23 protein-coding genes, 1 tRNA gene and 2 pseudogenes are annotated in these 21,663 nt (G+C 58.1%); 16 read left to right on the top strand and 10 right to left on the bottom strand.

From position 1 onward, the window contains the following. Positions 1 to 98: 98 nt before the first annotated feature. Complete coding sequence (locus BHC62_RS06735; RefSeq protein ID WP_029294030.1) at positions 99 to 1,958, top strand: DUF3857 and transglutaminase domain-containing protein; 1,860 nt, start codon at positions 99 to 101, stop codon at positions 1,956 to 1,958. On the opposite strand, the gene BHC62_RS06740 is transcribed toward BHC62_RS06735, so the two are convergent. Next, entirely contained in the window at positions 1,939 to 2,439 is a 501-nt protein-coding gene (locus tag BHC62_RS06740; RefSeq protein WP_070994553.1) for a DUF2938 domain-containing protein, read from the bottom strand. The genes BHC62_RS06735 and BHC62_RS06740 overlap by 20 nt on opposite strands. Positions 2,440 to 2,550: 111 nt before the next feature. Between BHC62_RS06740 and BHC62_RS06745 the strand changes: the two genes are divergently transcribed. Together BHC62_RS06745 and BHC62_RS06750 are read left to right on the top strand one after the other, a co-directional pair. Continuing rightward, positions 2,551 to 3,213 (top strand): metalloregulator ArsR/SmtB family transcription factor, encoded by a 663-nt coding sequence (locus BHC62_RS06745; protein WP_070994554.1) that lies wholly within the window; start codon positions 2,551 to 2,553, stop codon positions 3,211 to 3,213. A gap of 20 nt (positions 3,214 to 3,233) precedes the next feature. Next, entirely contained in the window at positions 3,234 to 3,671 is a 438-nt protein-coding gene (locus BHC62_RS06750; RefSeq protein WP_029294024.1) for an N-acetyltransferase, read from the top strand. On the opposite strand, the gene BHC62_RS06755 is transcribed toward BHC62_RS06750, so the two are convergent. Continuing rightward, positions 3,665 to 4,282, bottom strand: a complete 618-nt coding sequence (locus BHC62_RS06755) for a helix-turn-helix domain-containing protein (RefSeq protein WP_029294022.1) — start codon at positions 4,280 to 4,282, stop codon at positions 3,665 to 3,667. The two genes, BHC62_RS06750 and BHC62_RS06755, sit on opposite strands and share 7 nt — an antisense overlap. A 159-nt stretch (positions 4,283 to 4,441) precedes the next feature. Between BHC62_RS06755 and BHC62_RS06760 the strand changes: the two genes are divergently transcribed. From BHC62_RS06760 to BHC62_RS06775, 4 genes are all read left to right on the top strand, one after another. After that, a complete protein-coding gene (locus BHC62_RS06760; protein ID WP_070994555.1) occupies positions 4,442 to 5,578 on the top strand; it encodes an FAD-binding oxidoreductase in 1,137 nt (378 codons plus the stop codon). A gap of 27 nt (positions 5,579 to 5,605) precedes the next feature. Further along, positions 5,606 to 5,989, top strand: a complete 384-nt coding sequence (locus tag BHC62_RS06765) for a RidA family protein (protein ID WP_070994556.1) — start codon at positions 5,606 to 5,608, stop codon at positions 5,987 to 5,989. An 88-nt stretch (positions 5,990 to 6,077) separates the two neighbouring features. Further along, positions 6,078 to 7,139 carry a hypothetical protein gene (locus BHC62_RS06770; RefSeq protein WP_070994557.1) on the top strand — a complete coding sequence of 354 codons (1,062 nt, stop codon included), beginning with the start codon at positions 6,078 to 6,080 and terminating at the stop codon, positions 7,137 to 7,139. Positions 7,140 to 7,350: 211 nt separating this feature from the next. Then, positions 7,351 to 7,809 carry a GNAT family N-acetyltransferase gene (locus BHC62_RS06775; RefSeq protein WP_029294013.1) on the top strand — a complete coding sequence of 153 codons (459 nt, stop codon included), beginning with the start codon at positions 7,351 to 7,353 and terminating at the stop codon, positions 7,807 to 7,809. A 92-nt stretch (positions 7,810 to 7,901) separates the two neighbouring features. Here the strand turns inward: BHC62_RS06775 and BHC62_RS28715 are convergent. Continuing rightward, positions 7,902 to 8,263: pseudogene (locus BHC62_RS28715) on the bottom strand (integrase); the annotation flags it as partial. A gap of 79 nt (positions 8,264 to 8,342) precedes the next feature. Here BHC62_RS28715 and BHC62_RS06785 point away from each other — a divergent pair. Then, a complete protein-coding gene (locus BHC62_RS06785; protein WP_070994558.1) occupies positions 8,343 to 8,975 on the top strand; it encodes a hypothetical protein in 633 nt (210 codons plus the stop codon). Positions 8,976 to 9,000: 25 nt separating this feature from the next. On the opposite strand, the gene BHC62_RS06790 is transcribed toward BHC62_RS06785, so the two are convergent. Beyond that, positions 9,001 to 9,570, bottom strand: a complete 570-nt coding sequence (locus BHC62_RS06790) for a DJ-1/PfpI family protein (protein ID WP_029294009.1) — start codon at positions 9,568 to 9,570, stop codon at positions 9,001 to 9,003. 15 nt (positions 9,571 to 9,585) lie between these two features. On the opposite strand from BHC62_RS06790, the gene BHC62_RS28000 reads away from it, so the two are divergent. Further along, entirely contained in the window at positions 9,586 to 9,846 is a 261-nt protein-coding gene (locus BHC62_RS28000) for a hypothetical protein (RefSeq protein ID WP_143007497.1), read from the top strand. A gap of 73 nt (positions 9,847 to 9,919) precedes the next feature. Here the strand turns inward: BHC62_RS28000 and BHC62_RS06795 are convergent, their stop codons facing one another. Continuing rightward, the gene (locus BHC62_RS06795) at positions 9,920 to 10,405 is read right to left on the bottom strand and encodes an Lrp/AsnC family transcriptional regulator (RefSeq protein WP_070994559.1); all 486 of its coding nucleotides are present in this window, start codon (positions 10,403 to 10,405) and stop codon (positions 9,920 to 9,922) included. Positions 10,406 to 10,729: 324 nt separating this feature from the next. Here BHC62_RS06795 and BHC62_RS06800 point away from each other — a divergent pair, with 324 nt between their 5' ends. Then, positions 10,730 to 11,152, top strand: coding sequence for a DUF2000 domain-containing protein (locus BHC62_RS06800; protein WP_070994560.1), 423 nt, complete (start codon positions 10,730 to 10,732; stop codon positions 11,150 to 11,152). A gap of 197 nt (positions 11,153 to 11,349) precedes the next feature. Continuing rightward, positions 11,350 to 11,970 carry a LysE family translocator gene (locus BHC62_RS06805; protein ID WP_029294003.1) on the top strand — a complete coding sequence of 207 codons (621 nt, stop codon included), beginning with the start codon at positions 11,350 to 11,352 and terminating at the stop codon, positions 11,968 to 11,970. 32 nt (positions 11,971 to 12,002) lie between these two features. Here the strand turns inward: BHC62_RS06805 and BHC62_RS06810 are convergent, their stop codons facing one another. Next, positions 12,003 to 12,947: a LysR family transcriptional regulator gene (locus BHC62_RS06810; protein ID WP_070994561.1), complete on the bottom strand. Its 945-nt coding sequence runs from the start codon at positions 12,945 to 12,947 to the stop codon at positions 12,003 to 12,005. A 97-nt stretch (positions 12,948 to 13,044) separates the two neighbouring features. Between BHC62_RS06810 and BHC62_RS06815 the strand changes: the two genes are divergently transcribed. Together BHC62_RS06815 and BHC62_RS06820 are read left to right on the top strand one after the other, a co-directional pair. Then, positions 13,045 to 14,043, top strand: coding sequence for a cyclase family protein (locus tag BHC62_RS06815; protein WP_070994562.1), 999 nt, complete (start codon positions 13,045 to 13,047; stop codon positions 14,041 to 14,043). A gap of 31 nt (positions 14,044 to 14,074) precedes the next feature. Then, on the top strand, positions 14,075 to 14,494 hold the full coding sequence (locus BHC62_RS06820) for a RidA family protein (protein WP_070994563.1): 420 nt from the start codon (positions 14,075 to 14,077) through the stop codon (positions 14,492 to 14,494). Positions 14,495 to 14,533: 39 nt separating this feature from the next. On the opposite strand, the gene BHC62_RS06825 is transcribed toward BHC62_RS06820, so the two are convergent. The 3 genes and pseudogenes from BHC62_RS06825 to BHC62_RS06835 all read right to left on the bottom strand — a co-directional run bounded on the left by BHC62_RS06825 (position 14,534) and on the right by BHC62_RS06835 (position 17,201). Continuing rightward, on the bottom strand, positions 14,534 to 16,669 hold the full coding sequence (locus BHC62_RS06825; protein ID WP_070994564.1) for a TonB-dependent siderophore receptor: 2,136 nt from the start codon (positions 16,667 to 16,669) through the stop codon (positions 14,534 to 14,536). Positions 16,670 to 16,783: 114 nt separating this feature from the next. Then, a pseudogene (locus BHC62_RS06830) lies at positions 16,784 to 17,002 on the bottom strand (ParA family protein); the annotation flags it as partial. A 123-nt stretch (positions 17,003 to 17,125) separates the two neighbouring features. After that, positions 17,126 to 17,201: transfer RNA gene (locus BHC62_RS06835), tRNA-Asn, on the bottom strand. A 174-nt stretch (positions 17,202 to 17,375) separates the two neighbouring features. Here BHC62_RS06835 and BHC62_RS06840 point away from each other — a divergent pair. Continuing rightward, a complete protein-coding gene (locus BHC62_RS06840) occupies positions 17,376 to 17,999 on the top strand; it encodes a hypothetical protein (protein ID WP_070994566.1) in 624 nt (207 codons plus the stop codon). A 15-nt stretch (positions 18,000 to 18,014) separates the two neighbouring features. Here BHC62_RS06840 and BHC62_RS06845 read toward each other — a convergent pair whose 3' ends face one another. Then, a complete protein-coding gene (locus BHC62_RS06845) occupies positions 18,015 to 19,247 on the bottom strand; it encodes a CaiB/BaiF CoA-transferase family protein (protein ID WP_070994567.1) in 1,233 nt (410 codons plus the stop codon). Between the two features lie 281 nt (positions 19,248 to 19,528). On the opposite strand from BHC62_RS06845, the gene BHC62_RS06850 reads away from it, so the two are divergent. Together BHC62_RS06850 and BHC62_RS06855 are read left to right on the top strand one after the other, a co-directional pair. After that, positions 19,529 to 20,386, top strand: coding sequence for an IclR family transcriptional regulator (locus BHC62_RS06850; RefSeq protein WP_070994568.1), 858 nt, complete (start codon positions 19,529 to 19,531; stop codon positions 20,384 to 20,386). Between the two features lie 67 nt (positions 20,387 to 20,453). Then, positions 20,454 to 21,608: an acyl-CoA dehydrogenase family protein gene (locus BHC62_RS06855; protein WP_070994569.1), complete on the top strand. Its 1,155-nt coding sequence runs from the start codon at positions 20,454 to 20,456 to the stop codon at positions 21,606 to 21,608. Positions 21,609 to 21,663: the final 55 nt, after the last annotated feature.

Below are 21,663 nucleotides of genomic sequence, written 5' to 3' on the forward strand. Positions count from 1 at the left end.
CCGAGCATCTATATAATAATGCGTCGCATTAAACACTTTGTTTATCGCAATGCGCTCGCCCTCGCCGGGTGAGCGTCGCATTAGTCAGAAGGATCTCTATGCAAGGCTTTTACCTGCCCTCCCTGCGCCTGCTGGGCGTACTGTTTTTGGCGGCTTGTTCACTGACGGCCCAGGCCGCCACCGATGAAACCGACCACTCGGCCACCTTCGAAAAAAATCAACAGTCCTACGTGATCAATGCCGATGGCAGTTTCGTCCAGACCATTGAACTGGTTACGCGGATCAACGAAGAGCGCGCGATCAAGAGCAACGCGCAACGTTCGTTGAGCTACAACCGTTCTCTGGAAACCCTCGAAGTGCTTGAAGCCTTCACCCGTAAACCCGACGGCCGCCAGGTAAAGGTGAGCGCCGAGCAGATCAAGGAACAACAGGAGACGGCCTCTTCGCAGGCGCCGATGTTCCAGGACTCGCGGGTCAAGGTGGTGATTTTCCCGCAGGTGACGGTCGGTGACCGGCTGGTCCTGCGTTACCAGCGCCAGCGCACTACGGCACTGTTCCCCCAGCAGTTCGAAGACTTCTTCGTGCCGGACTTTTATGACGCCGAGCAGTTGAGCCTGAGCTACGACTTGCCGGCCGACAAGCCGCTGTTTGTCGACGCCCGGGGCTTCAAGGCCAGTACCCCGGCCGCCGCCGCTGGGCGCAAGGTGTACCGTTGGGACTACGTACCGCAGGCCAAGGCGCGCATTGAAAACGGCGCCGTGTCCTATGTCGATTACGGGCAATTCCTCGCGGTCTCGACCTTCGCCAGCTACAAGGACTTTGCCCAGGCCTATGAGGCCAGGGCCCAGGTAGAAGTGACACCGGCCATTGCCGCCCTGGCCAAGCAACTCACGGCCAACCTGACCACCCCGCGCAGCAAAGCCCTGGCCCTGAGCGACTGGGTGCGCAAGAACATTCGTTATGTCGCGGTGTATGTTGGCGCGGGCGGCGTAGTGCCGCATCCGGCCCAGGCCGTGCTGGATAACCGCTATGGCGACTGCAAGGACCACGTGGCCCTGCTTGAAGCCATGCTGCGCGCGGTGGCAATCGAAAGCTCACCGGTGCTGGTCAACCAGGGTAACAGCTACACCCTGGCCAAAGTGCCTACCCTGGGTGTGCTCAACCATGCGATCACCTACGTGCCGGCCCTGGATCTGTACCTGGACTCGACTGCCGCGGCCATCGCCGCGGGCTACCTGCCGATTCCGGTGCTGGGCAAACCGGTGCTGTTGACGCAGTCCGGCGAACTGGCCAAGACCCCGGCCGGGCAAACCGGCAAGGTCAGCAACGACCTGCTGTTCAAGGTCGACAGCAACGGTGCGGCGGACTTTGTGCACGCCACCACCGTGGAAGGCTGGGGCTCGGAGTTCAATCGCTACCTGCTCAATGCCATGAAACCAGCAGACCGCGACTCGATGATCCGCAATGTCCTCGGCTGGTACGGGCAAACGGGCCAGGGCACGTTCAAAAGCGACTCGCTGCAAGATGAAGTCAACCCGTTCAAGAACACCCTTGAAGGGCGCACCGACAACCTGGTCAACCTGCCAGGCCCGACCGGTGTACCAGCACTCAGCAGCCTGGTGGGCGGTATTGCGCAGAACGTGTTTGCCTTCGCCTCGGAAAAAGACCGCACCCAGGGCTTCGGTTGCCTCTCGGGAGAAACCCAGGAGCAGGCCCGCTTCGAGTTTCCCAAGGAAGTCACGGTCCTCGCCGTGCCCAAGCCGCAGTCCCTGCAACAGGCCGGCTTTGACTACCAGGCCACCTACGCCAAGGAAGGCAATACGGTCCTGATCACCCGCTACTTCAAGTTTGCCCATGCCAACACGGTGTGCAGCCCCGAGGACTTCAAAGCGATGAAGCCGGTGATCGAAAGCATGGTCAACGACCTCAAGGGCCAGATCATCGTGCAGACCCTGTAAGCAGGACCAGCGCCCAGGCGGCCAGGTACAGACCCACCCCAAACACCCCATGGGCCAGCGTGCTGCGCAACCGCGCAGTATTGGGCCTGGAGGTTCTGGACGCGGCGATGCCGGCGCCCATCGCCGGTTGCAAGACGAAGAACGGCGCGACCACCGACAGCACACCAAAGGCCAGGGCCGGCAGCAACGTCGGCTGTCGCGCCCATTCAAGCCCCACCATCAGCAGCAGCAACGCCGCAAAGAACACCCCGATCAGGTAATGGGTGACCCAACCCAGCAGCCCCTCCCCCGGCACCGGTGATGATTGGGCGATACCGGCATGCATCCAGCGCCCACGGGGAAGGTGGCCGACCCAGCGACCGACCATGGAGAAATCCAGGGACGGCACGCCCAGGCAGCGCTTGAGCAACAACGCCCAAAGATCCATGACCAGGGTCGCACCAGCCCCGATAACCACCGAATACCCAAGAAACTCAAGCACGTCCCTACTCCTTTTGATCGTTGGCGGTGAAAGCAACAGACAGACTTAGATGCCTCCAGACAAACATTCAATTAATTGATTGAATGTTTGTCCGATGCTAGGATCTTTGCCATGAAACCGTCAACCCCCCTATTCCCCGCTGATCGTTTCACCGCCCTGGCCGACATCGCCCGGACCTTGGGCCACGCCCATCGTTTGGCGCTGCTGGAACACATTGCCCAGGAAGAGCGCTCTGTCGAACAACTGGCGCAACTGTCCGGCGTGTCTGTTGCCAATGCTTCGCAGCATTTGCAGCAACTCAAGCGCGCGGGCATCGTGCAGACGCGCCGCGATGGCAAACGGGTGCTCTATAGCCTGGGAGCCGGTCCGGTGGCGCCCTTGCTGGAAGCATTGCGTGGCTACCTGGCGTTCCAGCATGCCGAGATACGCGAGGTCGCCCTCGACAGCCTGTCGCGACGTGAGCGCCTGGAGGGTATCTCCATCGAGGAGTTACTGTTGCAGATGCAAAGCCAGAGCGTAGTGCTGCTGGATGTGCGCCCCGAAGATGAGTTCGCATCAGGGCACTTGCCCGGTGCGCTGAACATCCCGGCGCAGGCTCTGCAACAGCGTTTGGCAGAGCTGCCAAAAGGCAAGCACGTGGTCGCCTACTGCCGCGGGCCTTATTGCGTGCTGTCCACCGATGCCATCAACACCTTGCACGCCCATGGCTTGCCCGCGCGTCGGCTGCGCGCCGGGTTTGACGAGTGGAAAGCGGCCGGCCTGAGTGTCGAATAACCCATCGCAAGACTGGAAAAATGATCAGACTCCTGCAACCCAAAGACCTCGATAGCGTCCTGCAAATCTGGCTGGATGCCTCGCTCATCGCCCACGACTTTATCGACGCCGCCTTCTGGCAGTCGCAGGTCGAGAACATGCGCAACCTGTATATCCCGGCCTCGGAAACCTACGTCATGGAACGCGACTCAAGGGTCGTGGGGTTCTACTCGCTGCTCGACAACCAGATGGCCGCGCTGTTTGTCGCTCCCGACTGCCAGGGCCAGGGCATCGGTAAACGCTTGATGGCTCACGCCAGGACGCAGCGGCCCGTGCTGACCCTGGCGGTGTATAAAAACAACACCGCCAGTTGCCAGTTCTATCTGTCGCAAGGGTTTGTGGTGACCCATGAACAGGTCGATGAACACAGCGGCCAGGCGGAGTACTGGATGAGCAGTGGCGCCAGCGCGCCTCAGTAATCCGTCATCACCACCATCACTTCAGCGTCTGCCTCGCTTTCCGCCAGGTAGATATGGCCGATGCCACTGTTGAAATAGGCGGTTTCGCGGCAGCCAATGCTGATGGACTCGCCCGTTTCGAATTGAATCCGCACCCGCCCGGACAGCACCACCGCAAACTCCTGGCCGGGGTGGCGGATGTAGTCGTCAAACTGGGTCAGCTCCCGGGCGAAAATGCGCGCGTACATCGGTGTCATGCGCCGCCCGGGGAAATCCCCTGCCATCGGGTGGTAATCGTAATTGCCCGTGCTGTAGCCCGCCGCGCTATCAATGGCGGTGCTGACCACCGTGGGCTGGACCAGATTCAGCGCAGTCTTCACCGGGCTGAATAACTGCGCAATGTCCACGCCCAGCGCCCGCGCTGCCGCCGCCAGCTTTTCGTAGCTGACCGAGACCTGCGCCAACTCCATCTTCGACAGGGTCGACAGCGCCACGCCCGAACGCTCGGACAACTGCTTGAGCGTCAGCTTCTGGTCTTTGCGAATCCCCCGCAAACGGGCACCTACCTGGCTGCGATCTATCAGCGGATGGGCCGTGGAACACGAAGCGGGCGCTGTCTGATCGGAACTCATACGGACTCTCTGTCGCACAAAAAACGGGGTAAGGACTAGGGCCGGAATATTAACCCACGACGAAGGCTTGACTGGAAAATTCTCATATCCTACATTTCTCTTATGTGAGAATTATCAAAAACGAGAAAAACCTCATTCGCACACAGAAGGGACTTCGGCATGCAGGACAGTGACTGTTTCGATTTTGCCATCATTGGCGGCGGCATTGCGGGGGCGTCCCTGGCCTATCGCCTGGCCGGCGAAGCCAGTGTGGTGGTGCTCGAACGTGAGAGCCAGCCGGGCTACCACGCTACCGGACGCTCTGCCGCCATGTTCATGGAAGCCTACGGCACTGCGCAGATTCAAGCGCTGACCCGCGCCAGTCGGGCCTTCTACGAGCAACCACCGGCAGGCTTTACCGAGCACGCGCTGCTCGAGCCACGCGGCTGCCTGTATGTGGCCAGTCACGAGCAGCAAGCGTTGCTACACAAAACCTTCGACAGCCATCAGGCCAGCGCGGCCAATGTTTCGCTGATTGACCGCGAACAGGCGTTGGCATTGGTGCCTTGCCTGCGCCCGGAAGTCATCGCCGGCGCCATGCTTGAAACCGAGGCCCGCGACCTCGATGTGCATGCGCTGCACCAGGGTTTCCTGCGGGCCATGCGTCGTGCCGGAGGGGTCTTGCAGTGTGACGCGCAGTTGAGCAGCGCCACCCGCCAGGGCCGGCATTGGCTGCTGACACTGGCCGACGGCCGACAACTGCGCGCGCGCAACCTGGTCAACGCCGCTGGCGCCTGGGCCGATGAGGTGGCACAGCAATGCGGCGTAGCACCGATCGGCCTGCAACCCTGTCGGCGTACCGCCTTCACCTTCGACGGCCCCGAAGGCCTGGACTTTGCAAACTGGCCCGCCGTTATCGGCATCGACGAAAGTTTTTACTTCAAACCCGACGCCGGCCAACTGCTGGGCTCACCGGCCAACGCCGATCCGGTTCCGCCACAGGACGTGATGCCCGAAGAGCTGGACATCGCCACGGGGATTTATCACATCGAAGCCGCCACCTCCCTGAGCATTCGGCGGCCACGTCACAGCTGGGCCGGCCTGCGTTCTTTCGTCCCCGATGGCGACCTGGTGGTCGGTTGGGATGAGCGCTGTGAAGGCTTCTTCTGGCTCGCCGCCCAGGGCGGTTATGGCATCCAGTCGGCGGCCGGAGTCTCGCAACTGGCCTGTTCCCTATTGCTCGATCAACCCTTGCCCGAAGCGCTGCGGCGCCAGGGCGTCGAACCACAGCGCATGGCTCCCGCCCGCTTGCGCTGATCATTCACTCTGCAGAGGTTCCCTGTCATGCCAGAAAGTCTCCAGCGTTACCCCAGCCACCTGCCCTACCCGTTTTCCAAAGCCATTCGGGTGGGCGATTTGCTGTACCTCTCCGGGCAGGTGCCCATGGATCCGAAAGGCGAAGTGGTACGCGGTGATATCCAGCAGCAAACCGAAGCCGTCATGAGCCGCATCGGCGAAACCCTGGCCGAATGCGGCGTGGGGTTTGATCAAGTGGTCAAGGCCACGGTGTGGCTGTCGGATATGCAGCACTTCGCCGGTTTCAACGAGGTGTATGCGCGCTACTTCAAACAAGGTTTCCCGGTGCGCTCCACCGTCGGGGCGCAACTGGCGCTGGGGGTCGATGTAGAAATCGAAGTCCAGGCCTGGGTCGGCCCGCCAACCCGCTGATACCTGGCGAGGACAGCCCGTTGTCGTCACGGTGTTTCACAAGCAAGCTCGCACGCCCCTTAACAACAACAATTCAAGGGAAGTCGTCATGAAAGAAAGTCTGAAGATTGCCGGTGCATTTGTCGGTGTGATCGTCGGTGCGGGGTTCGCCTCGGGCCGGGAACTGTTGCTGATGTTCGTCGATTTCGGCGTATGGGGGTTGCTCGGTGCGGTGCTCAGCGCCGCACTGTTCACCTTCCTCGGCATGGCGCTGGCGGGCATGGGCAACCGCCTGCGCGCCACCTCCCATAAAGACGTGGTGTATGCATTGTGCGGGCGCCACCTGGGGGTACTGGTCGACCTGATGATCACCTTTTTCATGTTTGCGGTCACCGTGGTCATGCTGGCAGGCGGCGGTGCGTTGCTGGAGCAGCAGTTCGGCATCCCGGCCACATTGGGCAGCGTGGCGGTCACCCTGGTGGTAATCGCTATCGTGTGCCTGGACGTGCATAAAGTCATCGGCCTGATCGGTTCGGTCACGCCGTTTCTGATCCTCACTGCCGTCGGCGTAGCGCTCTACGGCGCAGCCACCCGGGGCCTGAGCTTCGCCGAGCTGGATCAGGTGGCCAGCCGCCAGAGCGCCGGCGCCAGCCATTGGCTGCTCGGTGCATTGCTGTACGTGTCCTATAACATCGTGGCCGGCGTACCGATCCTGGCGATCATGGGCGGCGCGGCGAAAAGCGAAAAACAGGCGGTCTGGGGCGGGATTCTCGGCGGCGCCATCTTGGGCCTGCTGATGCTGGTGATGAGCCTGGGACTGTTGTCGCGCCTGGACAGCGTGGCAGACCTGCCGATGCCCATGCTGTCCATCGCCAGCGAAGCCTCGCCAGCCCTCGGGCTGCTGATGGCGGTGATTATCTTCCTGATGATCCTCAACACCGCAGTCGGCACCTTGTACTCCTTCTCGGCGCGCCTGCTGCCACCCGGCACCCGTAAATTCCGTGTCGGGTCGGCGGCCTTTGCCGCGCTGGCTTTTGCCGGCAGCCTGATCGGCTTTATCAGCCTGGTCGGCCAGGTGTATCCGCTGTTTGGCTACCTGGGGTTCTTGCTGATCGCCGCCGTATTGATTGGCTGGCTGCGGCTCGGGCGCCTTGCCGGCGCAACGGGCTAAACCCAAGGCGGGTGGCTGGTCACGCAGTGTCCGCCACCGCCGCCTGCGGCGATGGCGTCGATATCCAGTTGCAGCAACTTGCGCCCCTTATGCCTGGCAACCAGATGGTCTTGCAATACCACTGCGGCCTGACAACAGTTGTGGAACGGCAGACGGCTGTATGATTGTCCCGCCCCCTAACGGCGTGACAAATACATAAGGAGCGTTTCAGATGCTACGAGTGGATTGGCTCGATAAACAAATGGACAAGTGCGGCGTTATGGCCGAATGGCTTTACCGGGAATTCAGTTATGAGTTTACGCAGCAATCTCTTTCGAGCTGGAAACACGAGTTCTCTGAGGGACAGCGTGATGGCAGTTGGAAGTGTCTGATCGCAACGGAACGAGACCAGTTGCTAGGTGGCGCGACGCTTGCCAATAACGACCTATCTGACCGACCGGATCTAGGCCCGTGGCTTGCGTGCGTGTTCATCGCACCTGAAGCTCGCAGGAGAGGGCTCGCGGCGCAGTTAATCGAAGGCATCTGTGTCCATGCAAGAGACGCTGGGTTCACTACCTTGTACTTGCACACCCATAACCAGAGCAACTATTACACCCAACTTGGCTGGAAAGTGTTGGAGCGCTTTGAGGCTTGGGGGAAGGAGCAATACCTCATGTCACGGAGTTTATAGTCAACGCCGACTTCAAATTTCCGGCGCTTTTTTATAAGTAGCAAAGCTCTGATCTGACGTCTGCGTTTTCACACAGCCTGGGCCGGTTAGCGACGGTCTGACTTCGTCCTGCGATAGATCAGTGATGCCTTCGTACGTCTCATTGTGTGTGTGCCATACATGGCTCTATCAAGGCCCCGAGAGCAGATAGTGTTTGCTCAGTGATCTCAAACTGCACAGGCCGCTGCGTTTTCTGCTGCATCACCATGGCTCGTGATGATAAGTGCTCCCCATGAGCAACATCGCGCACGCGGAGCTTGGTTAAGTCGCAGGCTCGAAGCTTGCTGTCGATGGCCAGATCGAAGAGAGCCAGATCCCGGGTTCTTTCCGCCATTTGAAGCCTTACTCGGTTGGCCCAGGTATCTCTCAGTCGGAGTGGGGTTTTCTGCCCGACTAGTTTTCCTTTGTTCCACGGCTATTAGATAAACTTACAACTCTATCGTGCACTGATTAAAATAAAGTAAACTTTAAAAAACCATGCTTCAGGTGAGCTCATGAAAAATATTCATATTGCATATATCTTGTTCGGCTCCGCGCTTTCATTAAAGGTCATGGCGAGCGGGCTAGACGTCGAGCACACACTAATTGAGCATCGCTGGTATACTTTCGAAGACGTGATAGAAAAGAGAACAAAATACAACAGGGTGGATATTTCGCGAGGATACATCGAATACTATTTCGAGGGTGATGAATATACACCCAAGCAGCCAGAAGAGAAATTGTCGCCGCGACAAAAATTCTATTCCAACCATGGTAGCGTTGGAACATACGCGGCGGCTGATTATGAGACCGCGCTAGACAGGGAGTGCATAGATGTTGTCTCTGGTTCTTTAGGATCATTTATAGGCGACTATGAAAACTCCAAAAGACCTGATAGACAAAAATATAAGCGCACCGTTGTTGGCATAAAGTCTTTAACGTACAAAGGCCCTGAGCATAACTTCAAGAGCCCTTCATCTTGGTCGCCTGTAGTGTTACCCAAGAACAACAAAAGTCTTCTTTGTGAAATTTATGAAGTCAAGAGTAAAGAAAGTGATGTGAAATACATTGTTTATGCTGCTTCAGTGGCAACCGCTATGTTTGACGAAATTCATACGGCCCCATTGCCAGATAACAAGGTCGAGTAATTAAAAGTCTTCGCACTCATAGGGGTCACCGATGTTCCGCTGCCAACATTGACCGGAACTGAGAAATGATCGCTGAAGATAGCCCGGCACCTTTGAACACTTCGCAGGTGAAGCTAACGGGTGCAGGGCCCGGTGCCGTTATGATGCGGTCTGCAACCACAGCTACTGGGCTGTTTCGATAAAGCGTGCGCCCTTCATAACCTACGGCATTTTGCGTTAAGAAGTCAGCGCTGTTCGAGGTATGAGCAACCGTGTCGAGAAGCCCGGCCCTAGCAAGTGCCAGCGTTCCGCCACAAATACCGGCAATTGTCGCTCCACTTGCACGACTGGCATGAAGAAAGTCGCGAATATCCGGTGCATCTGCACTTTCCCAGATCATTCCTCCAATGACGACAACGACGTCCGGTTTCCAGTCCAGACATTGTTGCAAACTGCTATCGACCGTTACAGCCAATCCACCCTGCGAGCAGAACTGCCCCGTAGTAGAAGCGAAAAACCTGGCATCGATCCCGTAAAACGGGGACGCAGTTCCAGCAATCAACGCGTATTCCCAATCCGCAAAACCGGGGGTCAGTATCAATCCCACACGTGCCATCAGTCAGAATCCTCCATGAATGCCAATAACGTTTGGCGGCGACAAACATACATCAAAAGTACCCAGGGCTGCGCAGAGCCAGTTGATACCGTGGTTTTACCTGGTCCGCCCTTGGTTGACACGATTGCTGCGATTTTCTTACTGCTTGGCTCTGAATCGAAGGCTTGGAGACAGCTTCATAAAAGTCAGGCTAATAAGATGGCGCTCAGGAAAACCGCCCTGAACGAAAAAAGCCTGCATCTCTGCAGGCTTTTCTCAATATTTCTTGGTCTGTAGGAAAAGTGGACAGCAGCAGCCAGCCACCGCATCTCCTACAGCGCATAACCAACCGAAACCTGGATAGTTGTCCTCAGGCTTCTGGGGAGCGCTTGACCGGGAACGACACAAAGGGCTTGATCTCCTTGAGCACAAACATACTCTGCATCTCTTTGATACCAGGCAGCTGTCGGACTACCGACATCGCGAAATCAGAAAAAGAGTCAAGATCGCGCGCCACTACTTGTATTAGGAAGTCAGCGTCGCCACCGATGCTGTAGCACGCCACCACATCCTCAAGCTGCATCACTTCCTGCTCGAACTTCTTGGCCTCGGCCGCGCTGTGATGGTCGATTCTGACCCTTACAAACACCATCACCCCCAACCCGATCTTGCGTCGGTCCAACACCGCCCGGTAGCCCTGAATATAACGATGCTCTTCCAACTGGCGAACTCTGCGCCAGCATGGCGAGGCCGACATGCCGATCTGGTCGGCCAGGGTCTGGTTGGTGATCCTACCGTCCTGCTGCAAGGCTGTAAGGATTTTAACATCTGTCAGACTGAGCACCTGATCGGTCATAACTTCCCACCATTCGTAATAAACAGGTAAATCCTACCAGAACCAATCCTTCTACGGATCAAAGTAGAAAAAAAATACCGCTCTGAAGGGGATAGTATTTCTTCAGTACCTGACATCGGGTTTACAGGGCCTCAGCCTCTCAGGCACAAATCGATAGACAAATCCAAGGCGGACTGAGGTTTAAGCATGAATGCAAGCAACTTAAAGTGCGTTAAGAATGCAATTAATCGGAAAAATGACTGTGGGTAAGTGATCGCGACCTTGGTCTGAAGTCATTGATAAAGTCAACACAACCAAAGCTTTATAGATGGAATCGAGGTGTATATGAATTTCGATGCTGCCGTTCACAAATGTGTAATTGTTGTCGACAACGCGCTGGGGTTGGGACATGCAGTAAATGCCGTAAGCGTCATAGGTGTCAGTCTAGGACGTTCGGTAGAGGGTCTGGTTGGACCTGCCCTGCAAAGCAGTGACGAGGTTGATTACCCTGGAGTTATATACGCACCTTTGCCAGTTTTGCGATCCAACAGTGATTACTTGCGGGAACTTCATAAGAAAGCGCTGCTGGATAATGAAATTCACACCATGCCCTTCAGCGCCCTGGCGCAATCCTGCAAGACGTATGAGGAATATGAGGCGCGTATCTCCGAGGCCGATAGTTCAGGCATAGAGTTGGTTGCCATTGGTTTGGTTGGACCACAGAAAAGCATCAGCAAATTGACGGGCAATCTTTCGCTATTTAAATGAACTGCTGATCGTCGTGCGACCTTTATTGAAGTTCGATTTTGCGCTGAGGCAACATTCAGCTTATTGAACTCACGATGCCGTGTTTGTAGAACACTGCCATGGCGTAGATTAAAGACTCAGGCGAACTCGTTTCAATCTTGACTTCCGAGCATGCAAGAAACCAGCAACCGAATAATAAATAATCCGAGAAAAGCCATATGCTCAACTTATCACAAGCACTTACCTATACGGCAGCGCTGGGCATCGCGGCGGCCATTCCCGGTCCCGGCATGGCCGCGCTGGTAGCGCGGAGCGTCAGCGGTGGCACACTGTCGGGCTTTTGCCTGCTATTTGGGTTGATACTCGGCGATCTGACTTACTTGTCATTTGCCATCTTTGGACTGGCGATGGTCGCCGCGCACTTCGATGCATTGTTCCATTTGGTGCGCTGGGCGGCTGCGCTGTACTTGTGCTATCTGGCTTGGCAATTCTGGTTCGCCAACCATCAGGCTATCGAAATGGGGCACCCAGCGAAGAAAAAAGAACTGCTGTCGGCGGCGATATCTGGCCTGACCATTACCTTGGGCAACCCGAAGACCATAGGCTTCTATCTGGCGTTGTTACCGCTCGTGATCAACCTTGAAACAGTCTCGCTACAGACTTGGGGGCTGGTGCTGGTGCCATTGACCATTCTCGTTCTGTTGGGCGTTGGTGCAGTGTTCATTGTCGGCGCGGTGCGCATCCGGCACCTGCTGTCGAGCCTCAGAGCCCAACAGTGGCTGTTCCGCGGCGCGGCGGCGATTATGGTGGCCGCCGCCGCGGCCATGCTGATCACTTGAAACACTCAGAGGTATCCGGTCTCGCAACAGCTTCATTCGCGCCCAAGTCCAGCAGTGCCCGCGGCAACTGTGGGCGCGCTCATCAGCGGTAGCGTTTCCAGTGCATGGGCGAGGAAGTCGACAAACACCCGCACTTTCTGCGGCACATGCCTATGGCTCGTGTAAAGCGCGTAGATCGAGCGCCGAGGCATTGACTGCCCGGGGAGCACCTGCACCAACTGGCCGCTGTCGAGCAAAGGCTGGGCGATGAACGAAGGCAGAGCGCCAATACCCAGGCCAGCCTGCAACATGTCGCTCAGCATTAAGCTGTTGTCCACCGCAAGGCGCACCGGCAGTTCCAGGCGGCTACTGCCTTGCGGGCCTTGAAGGTGCCAACTGTCGGGGTATTCGGCCAGGCGATAAGCCAGGCAACTGTGTTCACGCAGATCATCAACGTTATGGGGAGTGCCTTTGGCTTGCAGATAAGCCGGAGCGGCGCAGATCATCTGCTGAACTTCGCCCAGGCGTCGGGCGATCAGCGAGGAGTCGGGTAGACGGCTGCGGATCCTCAGCGACACATCGAAGCCCTCGCTGATGACGTCTAGCAGGCGATCGTTGAGGGTGAGTTCGACCTTGAGTTCTGGGTAGCGCTGCATGAACGCCACCAAGATCGGCGACAGCACCTTGAGGCCGAACGACAGCGGCGCGTTGACCCGTAGACGGCCGCTGGGCTCGCTGGCGCCGACCTGGGTCGCACGTTCCAGGGCGTCCAGTTCATCGAGCAGGTGGCAGCATTCACTGAAATACGCCTGGCCAGCCTCCGACAGGCTCATGCGGCGGGTTGTGCGCAGCAGTAGCAGGCTGCCCAGACGCGCCTCCAACTGCCGTACCTGTTTGCTCACTGCGGCTGTGGATTGCCCCAGGTCAACGGCGGCAAGGCTGAAGCTATCGCGCTCAACCACGCGGCGAAAGGTACGCATGGCCACCAACACATCCATATTGTTTCTCCTGGGTTGAATATCAATCAATTAAAGGCCTGATTATCTATGAATTTACAACCCATAACATGGCCGCTCCCCTTACAGGAGTCATGGCATGTTGTTGAGTTCGTGGATCAAAAACCTTACCGGGCTGGCCGTCTTGTCGGTGCTCAGCTCACTGTGCAGCGCTGGCGCGCCGGTCAAGCCCGAAGTGGGTATCAGCCCCTGGGGCGAGAAGGATGAGATCGGGCGTCTGAATCTGATGACCCCGCAGTCGCAGGCGGCGATCATGGCTCGGGTAAATGGGGCCCAGGCCTACGATCTAGCAGTGGAGTACTTTGTCGGCATGCCCAGTTGGCAAGCGGCGGGTGATCCGCCTTACCAGATGTGGATGACCCACACCCCACACGGCAATGTCATCGCCGACCCGATGCAGGTCGGCGATCCTATGAACAAGCACGTCAGCTACAGCGGCTCGGCGGTGTCGATGTATGCCCATATGGGTACTCATATCGACGCCCTCAATCACTTTGGCCTCGATGGCAAGATCTGGAACGGCTTTCGTGCCGACCAGCACTTGGGCGACCGAGGCTGGAATGTCACTGGAGCAGAAAAGCTGCCACCGATCATCGCCCGCGGAGTCATGATCGATGTCGCCGCAGCCAAGGGCCTGGATCAACTGGCTGATAACTACCGCATCACCCGCAGTGATCTACAGCAAGCGCTGGCCAAGCAGCGAGTGGCGCTGGAACAGGGCGATGTGGTGCTGATTCGCACCGGGCGCATGCGTGACTATGAGCACGCCCAGGTCTACATGGCCAACCCGCCGGGCCTGAGCCTGGATGCGGCAAAGTTTCTGGTGGAGGTCAGCGGTGCCATGGTGGTCGGTGCCGACAATCTGAGTTTTGAGACCTTCCCTTCCGAGGTTGAGGGTAATTATCTGCCGCTGCACACCTATCTGTTGGCCATGCAGGGCGCGCCGATCATTGAGTTGGTGAACTTGGAAGGTTTGTCCAAGGATCAAGTTTATCAATTCGCCTTTGTGGGAGCGTCTTTGAAGCTGCGCGGAGCGGATGCGGCGCCGATGCGTCCGATAGCCTTGCCCGTCCACTGAGGATGCGGCACTACTTTTTCAGGAGATCACTATGTCAATACCTTCCCGAACGCTGACCTTGTCCAACCCGCCAGGGTTATATGACCCCAGCGCCAACGGCTACTCCCATGTTGCCGAGGTGGCTGCCGGTGCCCGGCTAGTCTTTATCGCCGGCCAAGGCGGTGAGACTGCCGACGGTGAGCTCTCGGCCGACTTTACCGATCAGGTTCGCCAAGCCTTGGCCAACTTGCAGGTGGCCTTGCGTTCAGTCGGCGCCGAGGTCAGCCATGTGGCCAAACTCACGGTATTAATCGTCGATCACAGCCAGGCGCGCCTTGAGATTTTCGGCGCGCAATTGCAGCAACTTTGGAGCGCCTCGCCGACACCGGCCTGTACCTTGATACCTGTGCCGCGTCTGGCGCTGGATGGCATGTTGTTCGAAATCGAGGCAGTGGCTGTGCTGCCCGACTGATATTTCGAGCAAGGCACAGCGAGCCGTACTCTGATCAGGCTACAGGGTATAAGAAATGCCCACTTGCACCGTACGCGGCTCACCGGGGTAAGCGTAGAAGTTCAGGAACGAGCCTTCTTCGTACTCGCGATTGAACAGGTTCTTCACGTCGAGGTTGAGCCTGAGCTTTTCGTTGACCTTGTAATAGCTGAGCACGTCGATGACGGTGTAGGCCTCCATCGAGAACGTGTTATTGGCGGTCTGCCCGGCACGCTCGGCTACGTATTTTCCACCTGCGCCAAGGCCCAATCCTTTGAGCGCGCCATCCTGAAACTCATACATGTTGAGCAGGCTGAAGCTGTTGCGCGGAATATTCGCCAGACGCGTTCCGGTGCGCACAGAAGTGTCCTTGGTCACAGCGGCATCCACATAGCCATAGCCGCCGATTATCCGCCACTCGGGCGTCAGGTTGCCGGCCACGTTCAGATCGAAGCCGCGGCTGCGGACCTGCCCCGTGGCGACACTGAAGGCCGAGTCAACGGGGTCAACCCCCTGAACATTTTTCTTCTCGATCTGATATATCGCCGCGTCGACGCTCAACTGCCGGTCAAGCGCTTCCCACTTCACGCCCACCTCGTAGGACTTGCCCTTCTCCGGCTCGAAACCGCCGCCTTGACGACTGGCGCCCGTGTTGGGCTTGAACGAGCGCGCGGCATCCGCGTAGATCGCGACAGTGTCAGTGAGGTCATACATCACACCAACGCGCGGAGTGACGGCGTTGTCGGCAGCGTTCCAGGGTTTCACGCCGGGCACGTAGGATTCGTACTCGTGCTCGAAACGCTCAAAGCGCGCACCGGCGAGCACTTTTAAACGCTCGGTCAGCGCCACTTGATCCTGGACGAAGGCCGCGTAAGTCTTGAGGTTTTCTTTGTCGTGGGTAGGCGTACGAGTCAGCGCCGGACGTGGCTGGCCATACACCGGGTTGAAGATATCGATTGGAAAAACCCCCAGCTCTGCGCTGGAGCGTTGGATGATGGACTTGTAGTCATAATCTTCGTACTCGACGCCAGTCAGCAACGTGTGATCAAGGCCTCCCGTGGAAAAGTGCCCGGTCAGGTTCAGTTGATAGTCTTTGTCGGTCCAGTCCAACTTGCGGTAGTTGAAGTTGCGCTGGAGTGTTCGCCCATCGGCATTCATGCTGGCAGCACCGTTGGCCTCAACAGCATTACCCTTCATCGTACCGTCCAGCCACTGGAAACCACCGCCCAGGCTCCAGTTGTCGTTGAGCATATGCTCGAACCGCAACTGGGCCATGTTGTTATCGTTGTGCAGATTACCGGCGTATTTTTCACCCCAGAAGGTGTCGCGGGATGCGGTACCGCGTTGGTTGGCAAAGCGAGTCAGGCCTCGATCAAGTGGATGATTGTTACGCATGAAGTCGCCTTCGAAAGTCACCTTGGTGTCGTCACTGACCTGCCAGCTCAGTACAGGCGTTACGCCATAGCGTTCGGTTGAGACATGGTCGCGGAAGGTGTCGCCGCCCTCTCCTACCACGTTGAGGCGATAGGCCAGGCGACCTTGCTCATCCAGCGGGCCGGAAGCATCAAGGGTGCCACGCTTCATACCCTGATCATCCAGCTGGCTACCCAATGTGACCGTCCGCTCAGGCAAAGGCTGTTTGGAAACTATGTTGAAGGTACCGCCGGGATCGCCACGTCCATAGAGCATCGTCGCTGGTCCGCGAAGCACTTCAAGCCGCTCAATGCTGTTGGCGTCCGGCATGTTTGGGTAGCCCCGGTTAATCGGAAAACCGTTGCGGTAGAACTCGGCGGTTGTAAAGCCTCGAACAGTGAAGTTGGTAAGCCCTTGGCCGCCGAAGTTGTTCGCGCGGCCAACACCGCCGGCATAGTCCAGGGCCTCCTGCAAGCGAGTGGCACCAATGTCCTCGACCACGTCTTTGGGCACTACGCTGATGGACTGCGGCGTCTCATGAATTGCTGTGTCAGTGCGCGTCGCGCTGGCCGAACGTGTGGCGCGATACCCCTTGACCGGCCCTTGAGCCGTCTCAGTGTCTGATTCGCCCGTGACATTGATGGCTTGCAGTTCAAGGCTGGCATTTTCGGTGCCGGCAACCTGCGCCCAAGCAAAAGGGGAAAACGCCTGAAGCACGCAGAGAGAAAGCAGGGTACGACGCATGGATGTTTGACCTGATGGATGAGCGGACGGAAGGTGAACCTGCCTGGAAATCGCGAGGCATGATATACCAGCAGTTCCCATTTGCCACTAATTCTCATTTGCGCTTTTTTCGGGTATGAGCTGGTCTGCCCGAATCTCATTATTCGCGATCAGTTGATAGGTGCCGCCTGGCGCTTCATGCGATAGCGCGTAGAACGACGACAGCGATGGCTGGTTATCCAGATCAATAAGTAGGGTTCGAAGACCTGCATCGGCGCAGAACGCGCCTAGATTGGCGCCCACCGTGGTTTTACCCGGTCCGCCCTTGGTTGAAACGATTGCTGCGATTTTCATACTGCTTGCCTCTGAATCGAAGGATTAGAGACAGCTTCATAAAAGTCGGGCTATTAAGATGGCGCTCAGGAAAACCGCCCTGAACGAAAAAAGCCTGCATCTCTGCAGGCTTTTTTCAATGTCTGGCTCCACGACCTGGACTCGAACCAGGGACCCAATGATTAACAGTCATTTGCTCTACCAACTGAGCTATCGCGGAATGCGGCGTATCTTACTGATTGAAAAGGATAAGTCAACCATTTAATGCGCTTTTACGTGTGTACAAGGCGCTGTTTGGGTGCGCTATCATCGCTCGGCTGTCTACAGCAAGCCGCAACGCTCTACAGCATGAACCCAAGAAAAGTGGCAAACCAAACCGACAGGAAGTCGCTCCGTGAAAAAAATGCATCACCACCCCTTTTTCAAGCCCCGCCGCGCCGCCGCCACACCGACACCGAAAAAGCCCAGGTTTTCCTCCGGCACGCTCCTGTCACTGGCAGCGGTGGTGATTTCCATTGCCGCCGCGTCGATTTCCTTCTGGCAACTGGACTTGATGCGCGAGCACAATCGCCTCTCCGTACGGCCCTACCTGGGGATTACACCGCATTTGACGGCGGAAAAAAGCGGGCTGTATTTGTCCAACGAAGGGATCGGGCCGGGCATCATCACCTCGTTCACTGTTCGCGTCGGCGACGAGCAGTTCAACGGGCTGGGGGACAGTCGCTGGCCCGCCGTGCTGGAGAAGGCGCGATTGAATCCCGAGTGCTTCGCCAAAGGCTGGCCCACCGAAGGTGCTGCGGTCAGGCCTGGTAATGACATCGCGATTCTGGAGCCGACTAAAAGCACACAGTTCGGCCCCTTGTGCCTGCTGCAAATGAGCTTTTTCCTGCAAAGGAATGACGTATTTGTAGAGATGCACTATGAATCGCTCTACAAGGAAACCTTCACCTTTTCCGGCCCGTTGAGCATGAATGAGGCCATGGACATGGGTGCGTTAGGCAAAATATTGCAGCGCTGACCCAGAGGCCCCTCGTTACGGCAACTGCTCAATCACCCCACTACGCTTCAACTGCCCCAACTGCTCACTGGACAACCCCAACCGCCCAGCCAACACCTCATCCGTATGCTGGCCCAACATCGGCGCTGGCCGTACGTACTCCACCGGGGTGCCGGACATCTTGATCGGGCTGCCGACCATGGCGAAATCCGGGTTTTGCGGGTGGGGAATCTTCACCATCAGTTCGCGGGCGATTACCTGCGGTTCTTCCAGCGATTGCGCGATGTTGTTGATCGCGCCCACCGGCACTTTCGAGGCGTGGATGCAGTTGACCCACTCGTCTGCCGTGCGGCCGAGGAAATGCGCCGACAGCAACTCGACGATTTCGCCCCGATGGGCAACGCGATCGGCATTGCGCCGAAAGCGCGGATCATCCGGCAGATGTGGCAAGCCGATGCTCTGGCACAAGGCGATAAATTGGCTGTCGTTGCCGCAGGCGATGATGAAGTCGCGGTCTGCCGCACGGAACACCTGGTACGGCACGATATTGGCGTGGGCGTTGCCAAAGCGCTGGGGCACTTTGCCGGAGGCCAGGTAGTTCATGCTCTGGTTGGCCAGGGTCGCGACTTGCACGTCCAGCAGGGCCATATCGATATGCTGGCCGACGCCCGTGCGTTCACGGCTGAGCAGCGCGCCCTGGATCGCCACGGTGGAATACAGCCCGGTCATCAGGTCGGAAAAGGCCACGCCGACTTTCTGCGGGCCGCCCCCTGGTAAGTCATCGCGCTCGCCGGTGATGCTCATCAGGCCGCCAATGCCTTGGATGATGAAGTCGTAGCCAGGCTCTTCGGCACGCGGGCCGGTCTGGCCGAAGCCCGTGATGGAGCAATACACCAGGCGCGGGTTGAGCGCGGCCAGGGTCGCGTAGTCCAGGCCATATCGGGCCAAGGAGCCGGCCTTGTAGTTCTCGATCAGCACATCGGAACTGGCCGCCAGCGCCCGCACCAGTTCCTGGCCTTCGGCGCTGGCCAGATCGATGGCCACCGACAACTTGCCGCGGTTGGTGGACTGGTAATACGAAGCCTGCCCGGATGACTCGCCAGCGGCAGTCTGCATCCACGGCGGCCCCCAGCCGCGCGTGTCATCGCCACTGTGCGGGCGCTCGATCTTGATCACTTCCGCGCCCAGGTCCGCCAACACCTGACCACACCATGGGCCGGCCAAGACCCGGCTCAAATCCAGTACGCGCAAACCTGTTAATGCACCCATTGTTGTTATTCCTGAAGGTCTGTGTCGCCGACTGCCGAGCTTTCTAGCGCAGCCAGCTATTGTTTTGCTGTGCGAAATAGTATTTCGTAATTACACAAAATAGTATGTTCCGATATGGAAGATGTAAATGCAAAAGCACGGCAAACCATCGAATAAAACCATAAGCTATTGTTTTAAAAAGACTAATTAGAGAGCAGCGATAAAAAATCAACACAACCAACAATTCCGCACAGCGAAATCATGTTCTGTTTTGTTGATTTTACAAAAAAAGGATGATTACCATGCACCGTCGCAACCCGGACCCAAGTCCATCCCAGACACCTGCAGGCCCCCATGGTTTTGAACACGTGAGGCTGGATCCGATGAGCAACGATGAGGAGGAAGACAAGGATCGGCAGTTCATCACCGCGCTGGCCCGAGGCCTGGAACTGCTGCGCTGTTTTACCCCCAGCGAAAGCGTGCTGGGTAACCAGGAACTGGCGCGCAAGACCGGCCTGCCGAAACCGACGGTGACGCGCATGACCCACACCCTGACCCGCCTGGGCTACCTCAAGCACCTGCCGCAGTCTGGCCGGTACCAGTTGAATGTGGGGGTGATGGCGTTTGGTTACGCGATGCTATCCAACCTGTCGGTGCGGGCCGCCGCCCACCCGCTGATGGAGACCATGGCCAAGTACGCCCAGGCTGCCGTCGCGATGGCCTCCCGCGATCGCCTGGACATGGTGTACCTGGACGTGGTCCAGGGCGAAGCGAACATGACCATGCGCCGCCAGATCGGTACGCGCCTGCCGCTGCACTTGAGTTCGGCGGGCCGCGCCTGCCTGGCGGCGATGCCGGAGAGTGAGCGGGAGTTCATGCTCGAACATATCCGCCAGCGCCATCTGGAGGATTGGCCGACGATTCGCAAAGGGCTGGAACGCGCATTCAGGGATTACACCGACTTCGGCTATTGCATGTCGATCGGTGAGTGGCACCGCGATGTCAACGCCATCGCCGTGCCCATGCTGCACACACAACATGGGCTGTTGACGTTCAACTGTGGCGGGCCGAGTTTTCACCTTTCCCGGGAAAAACTCGAAGACGACATCGGGCCGCGTCTCAAGCACATGGTCAATAACATCGAGGCCGCCGCCCGCTAGCCAGATCGGTGCGCGGCCCGCAGATCCAATACAAACGGCTCGCCGAACGGGCCGCCGAGGAATGTACATGATCCGAGATTCGCAAACGCTTCATATCCTGCTGGACTCCATTCGCCAGTTCGTCAACGAAGCGCTGATCCCACGGGAAAACGAAGTCGCCGAGACGGATGAAATCCCGGCGGACATCGTCCAGCAATTCCAGGACATGGGCCTGTTCGGCCTGACCCTGCCCGAAGCCTACGGTGGCCTGGGCGTGACCATGGAAGAAGAAGTGCATATCGCCTTCGAGCTGGGCCGCACCTCGCCAGCATTCCGCTCCTACTTCGGCACCAACAACGGCATCGGCTCCCTCGGCATCCTGTTGGACGGTACCGAGGCGCAGAAACAACACTACTTGCCCAAGCTTGCCAGCGGCGAGCTGCTCAGTTCGTTCTGCCTGACCGAACCGGATTCCGGCTCCGATGCCGCCTCGCTGAAAACCACCGCCGTGCGCGATGGCGAGCATTACGTGATCAATGGCACCAAGCGCTTTATCACCAATGCGCCCCACGCCGGGATTTTCACAGTGATGGCCCGTACCAACCCGCACATCAAGGGCTCCGGTGGCATCAGCGCCTTTATCATCGAGCGCAATACACCGGGCGTGTCCCTGGGCAAGCGCGACCATAAGATGGGCCAGCAAGGCGCCCATACCAGCGACGTGATATTCGACAATGTGCGGGTGCCCGCCGAGCAACTGATCGGCGGCGTCGAAGGCGTGGGTTTCAAGACCGCAATGAAAGTACTCGACAAGGGCCGCCTGCACATCGCCGCCGTCAGCGTGGGCGCCGCCGAACGCATGCTCGACGATGCCCTGCGCTACGCCATCGACCGCAAGCAATTCGGCCAGCCGATTGCCGAATTCCAGTTGATCCAAGCCATGCTCGCCGACAGCAAGGCCGAGATCTATGCGGCCCACTGCATGGTGCTGGACGCGGCGCGCAAGCGTGACGAGGGCCTGGATATCGGTACCCAAGCTTCCTGCGCGAAGATGTTTGCCACGGAAATGTGCGGCCGGGTGGCTGACCGTTGCGTGCAGATCCACGGCGGCGCGGGCTATGTGAGCGAATACGCGATCGAGCGGTTCTACCGCGATGTGCGCCTGTTCCGGTTGTATGAAGGCACCACGCAGATCCAGCAGTTGGTGATCGCACGCAACATGATTCGCGAGGCCCAGCACTAAACCCCACACAACCCTTTGGGGGGAACCGGGCTTGTGTGGGAGCGGGCTTGCCCGC

The sequence above is a fragment of the Pseudomonas sp. 06C 126 genome (genome assembly GCF_001855215.1).
Classification (GTDB): domain Bacteria; phylum Pseudomonadota; class Gammaproteobacteria; order Pseudomonadales; family Pseudomonadaceae; genus Aquipseudomonas; species Aquipseudomonas proteolytica.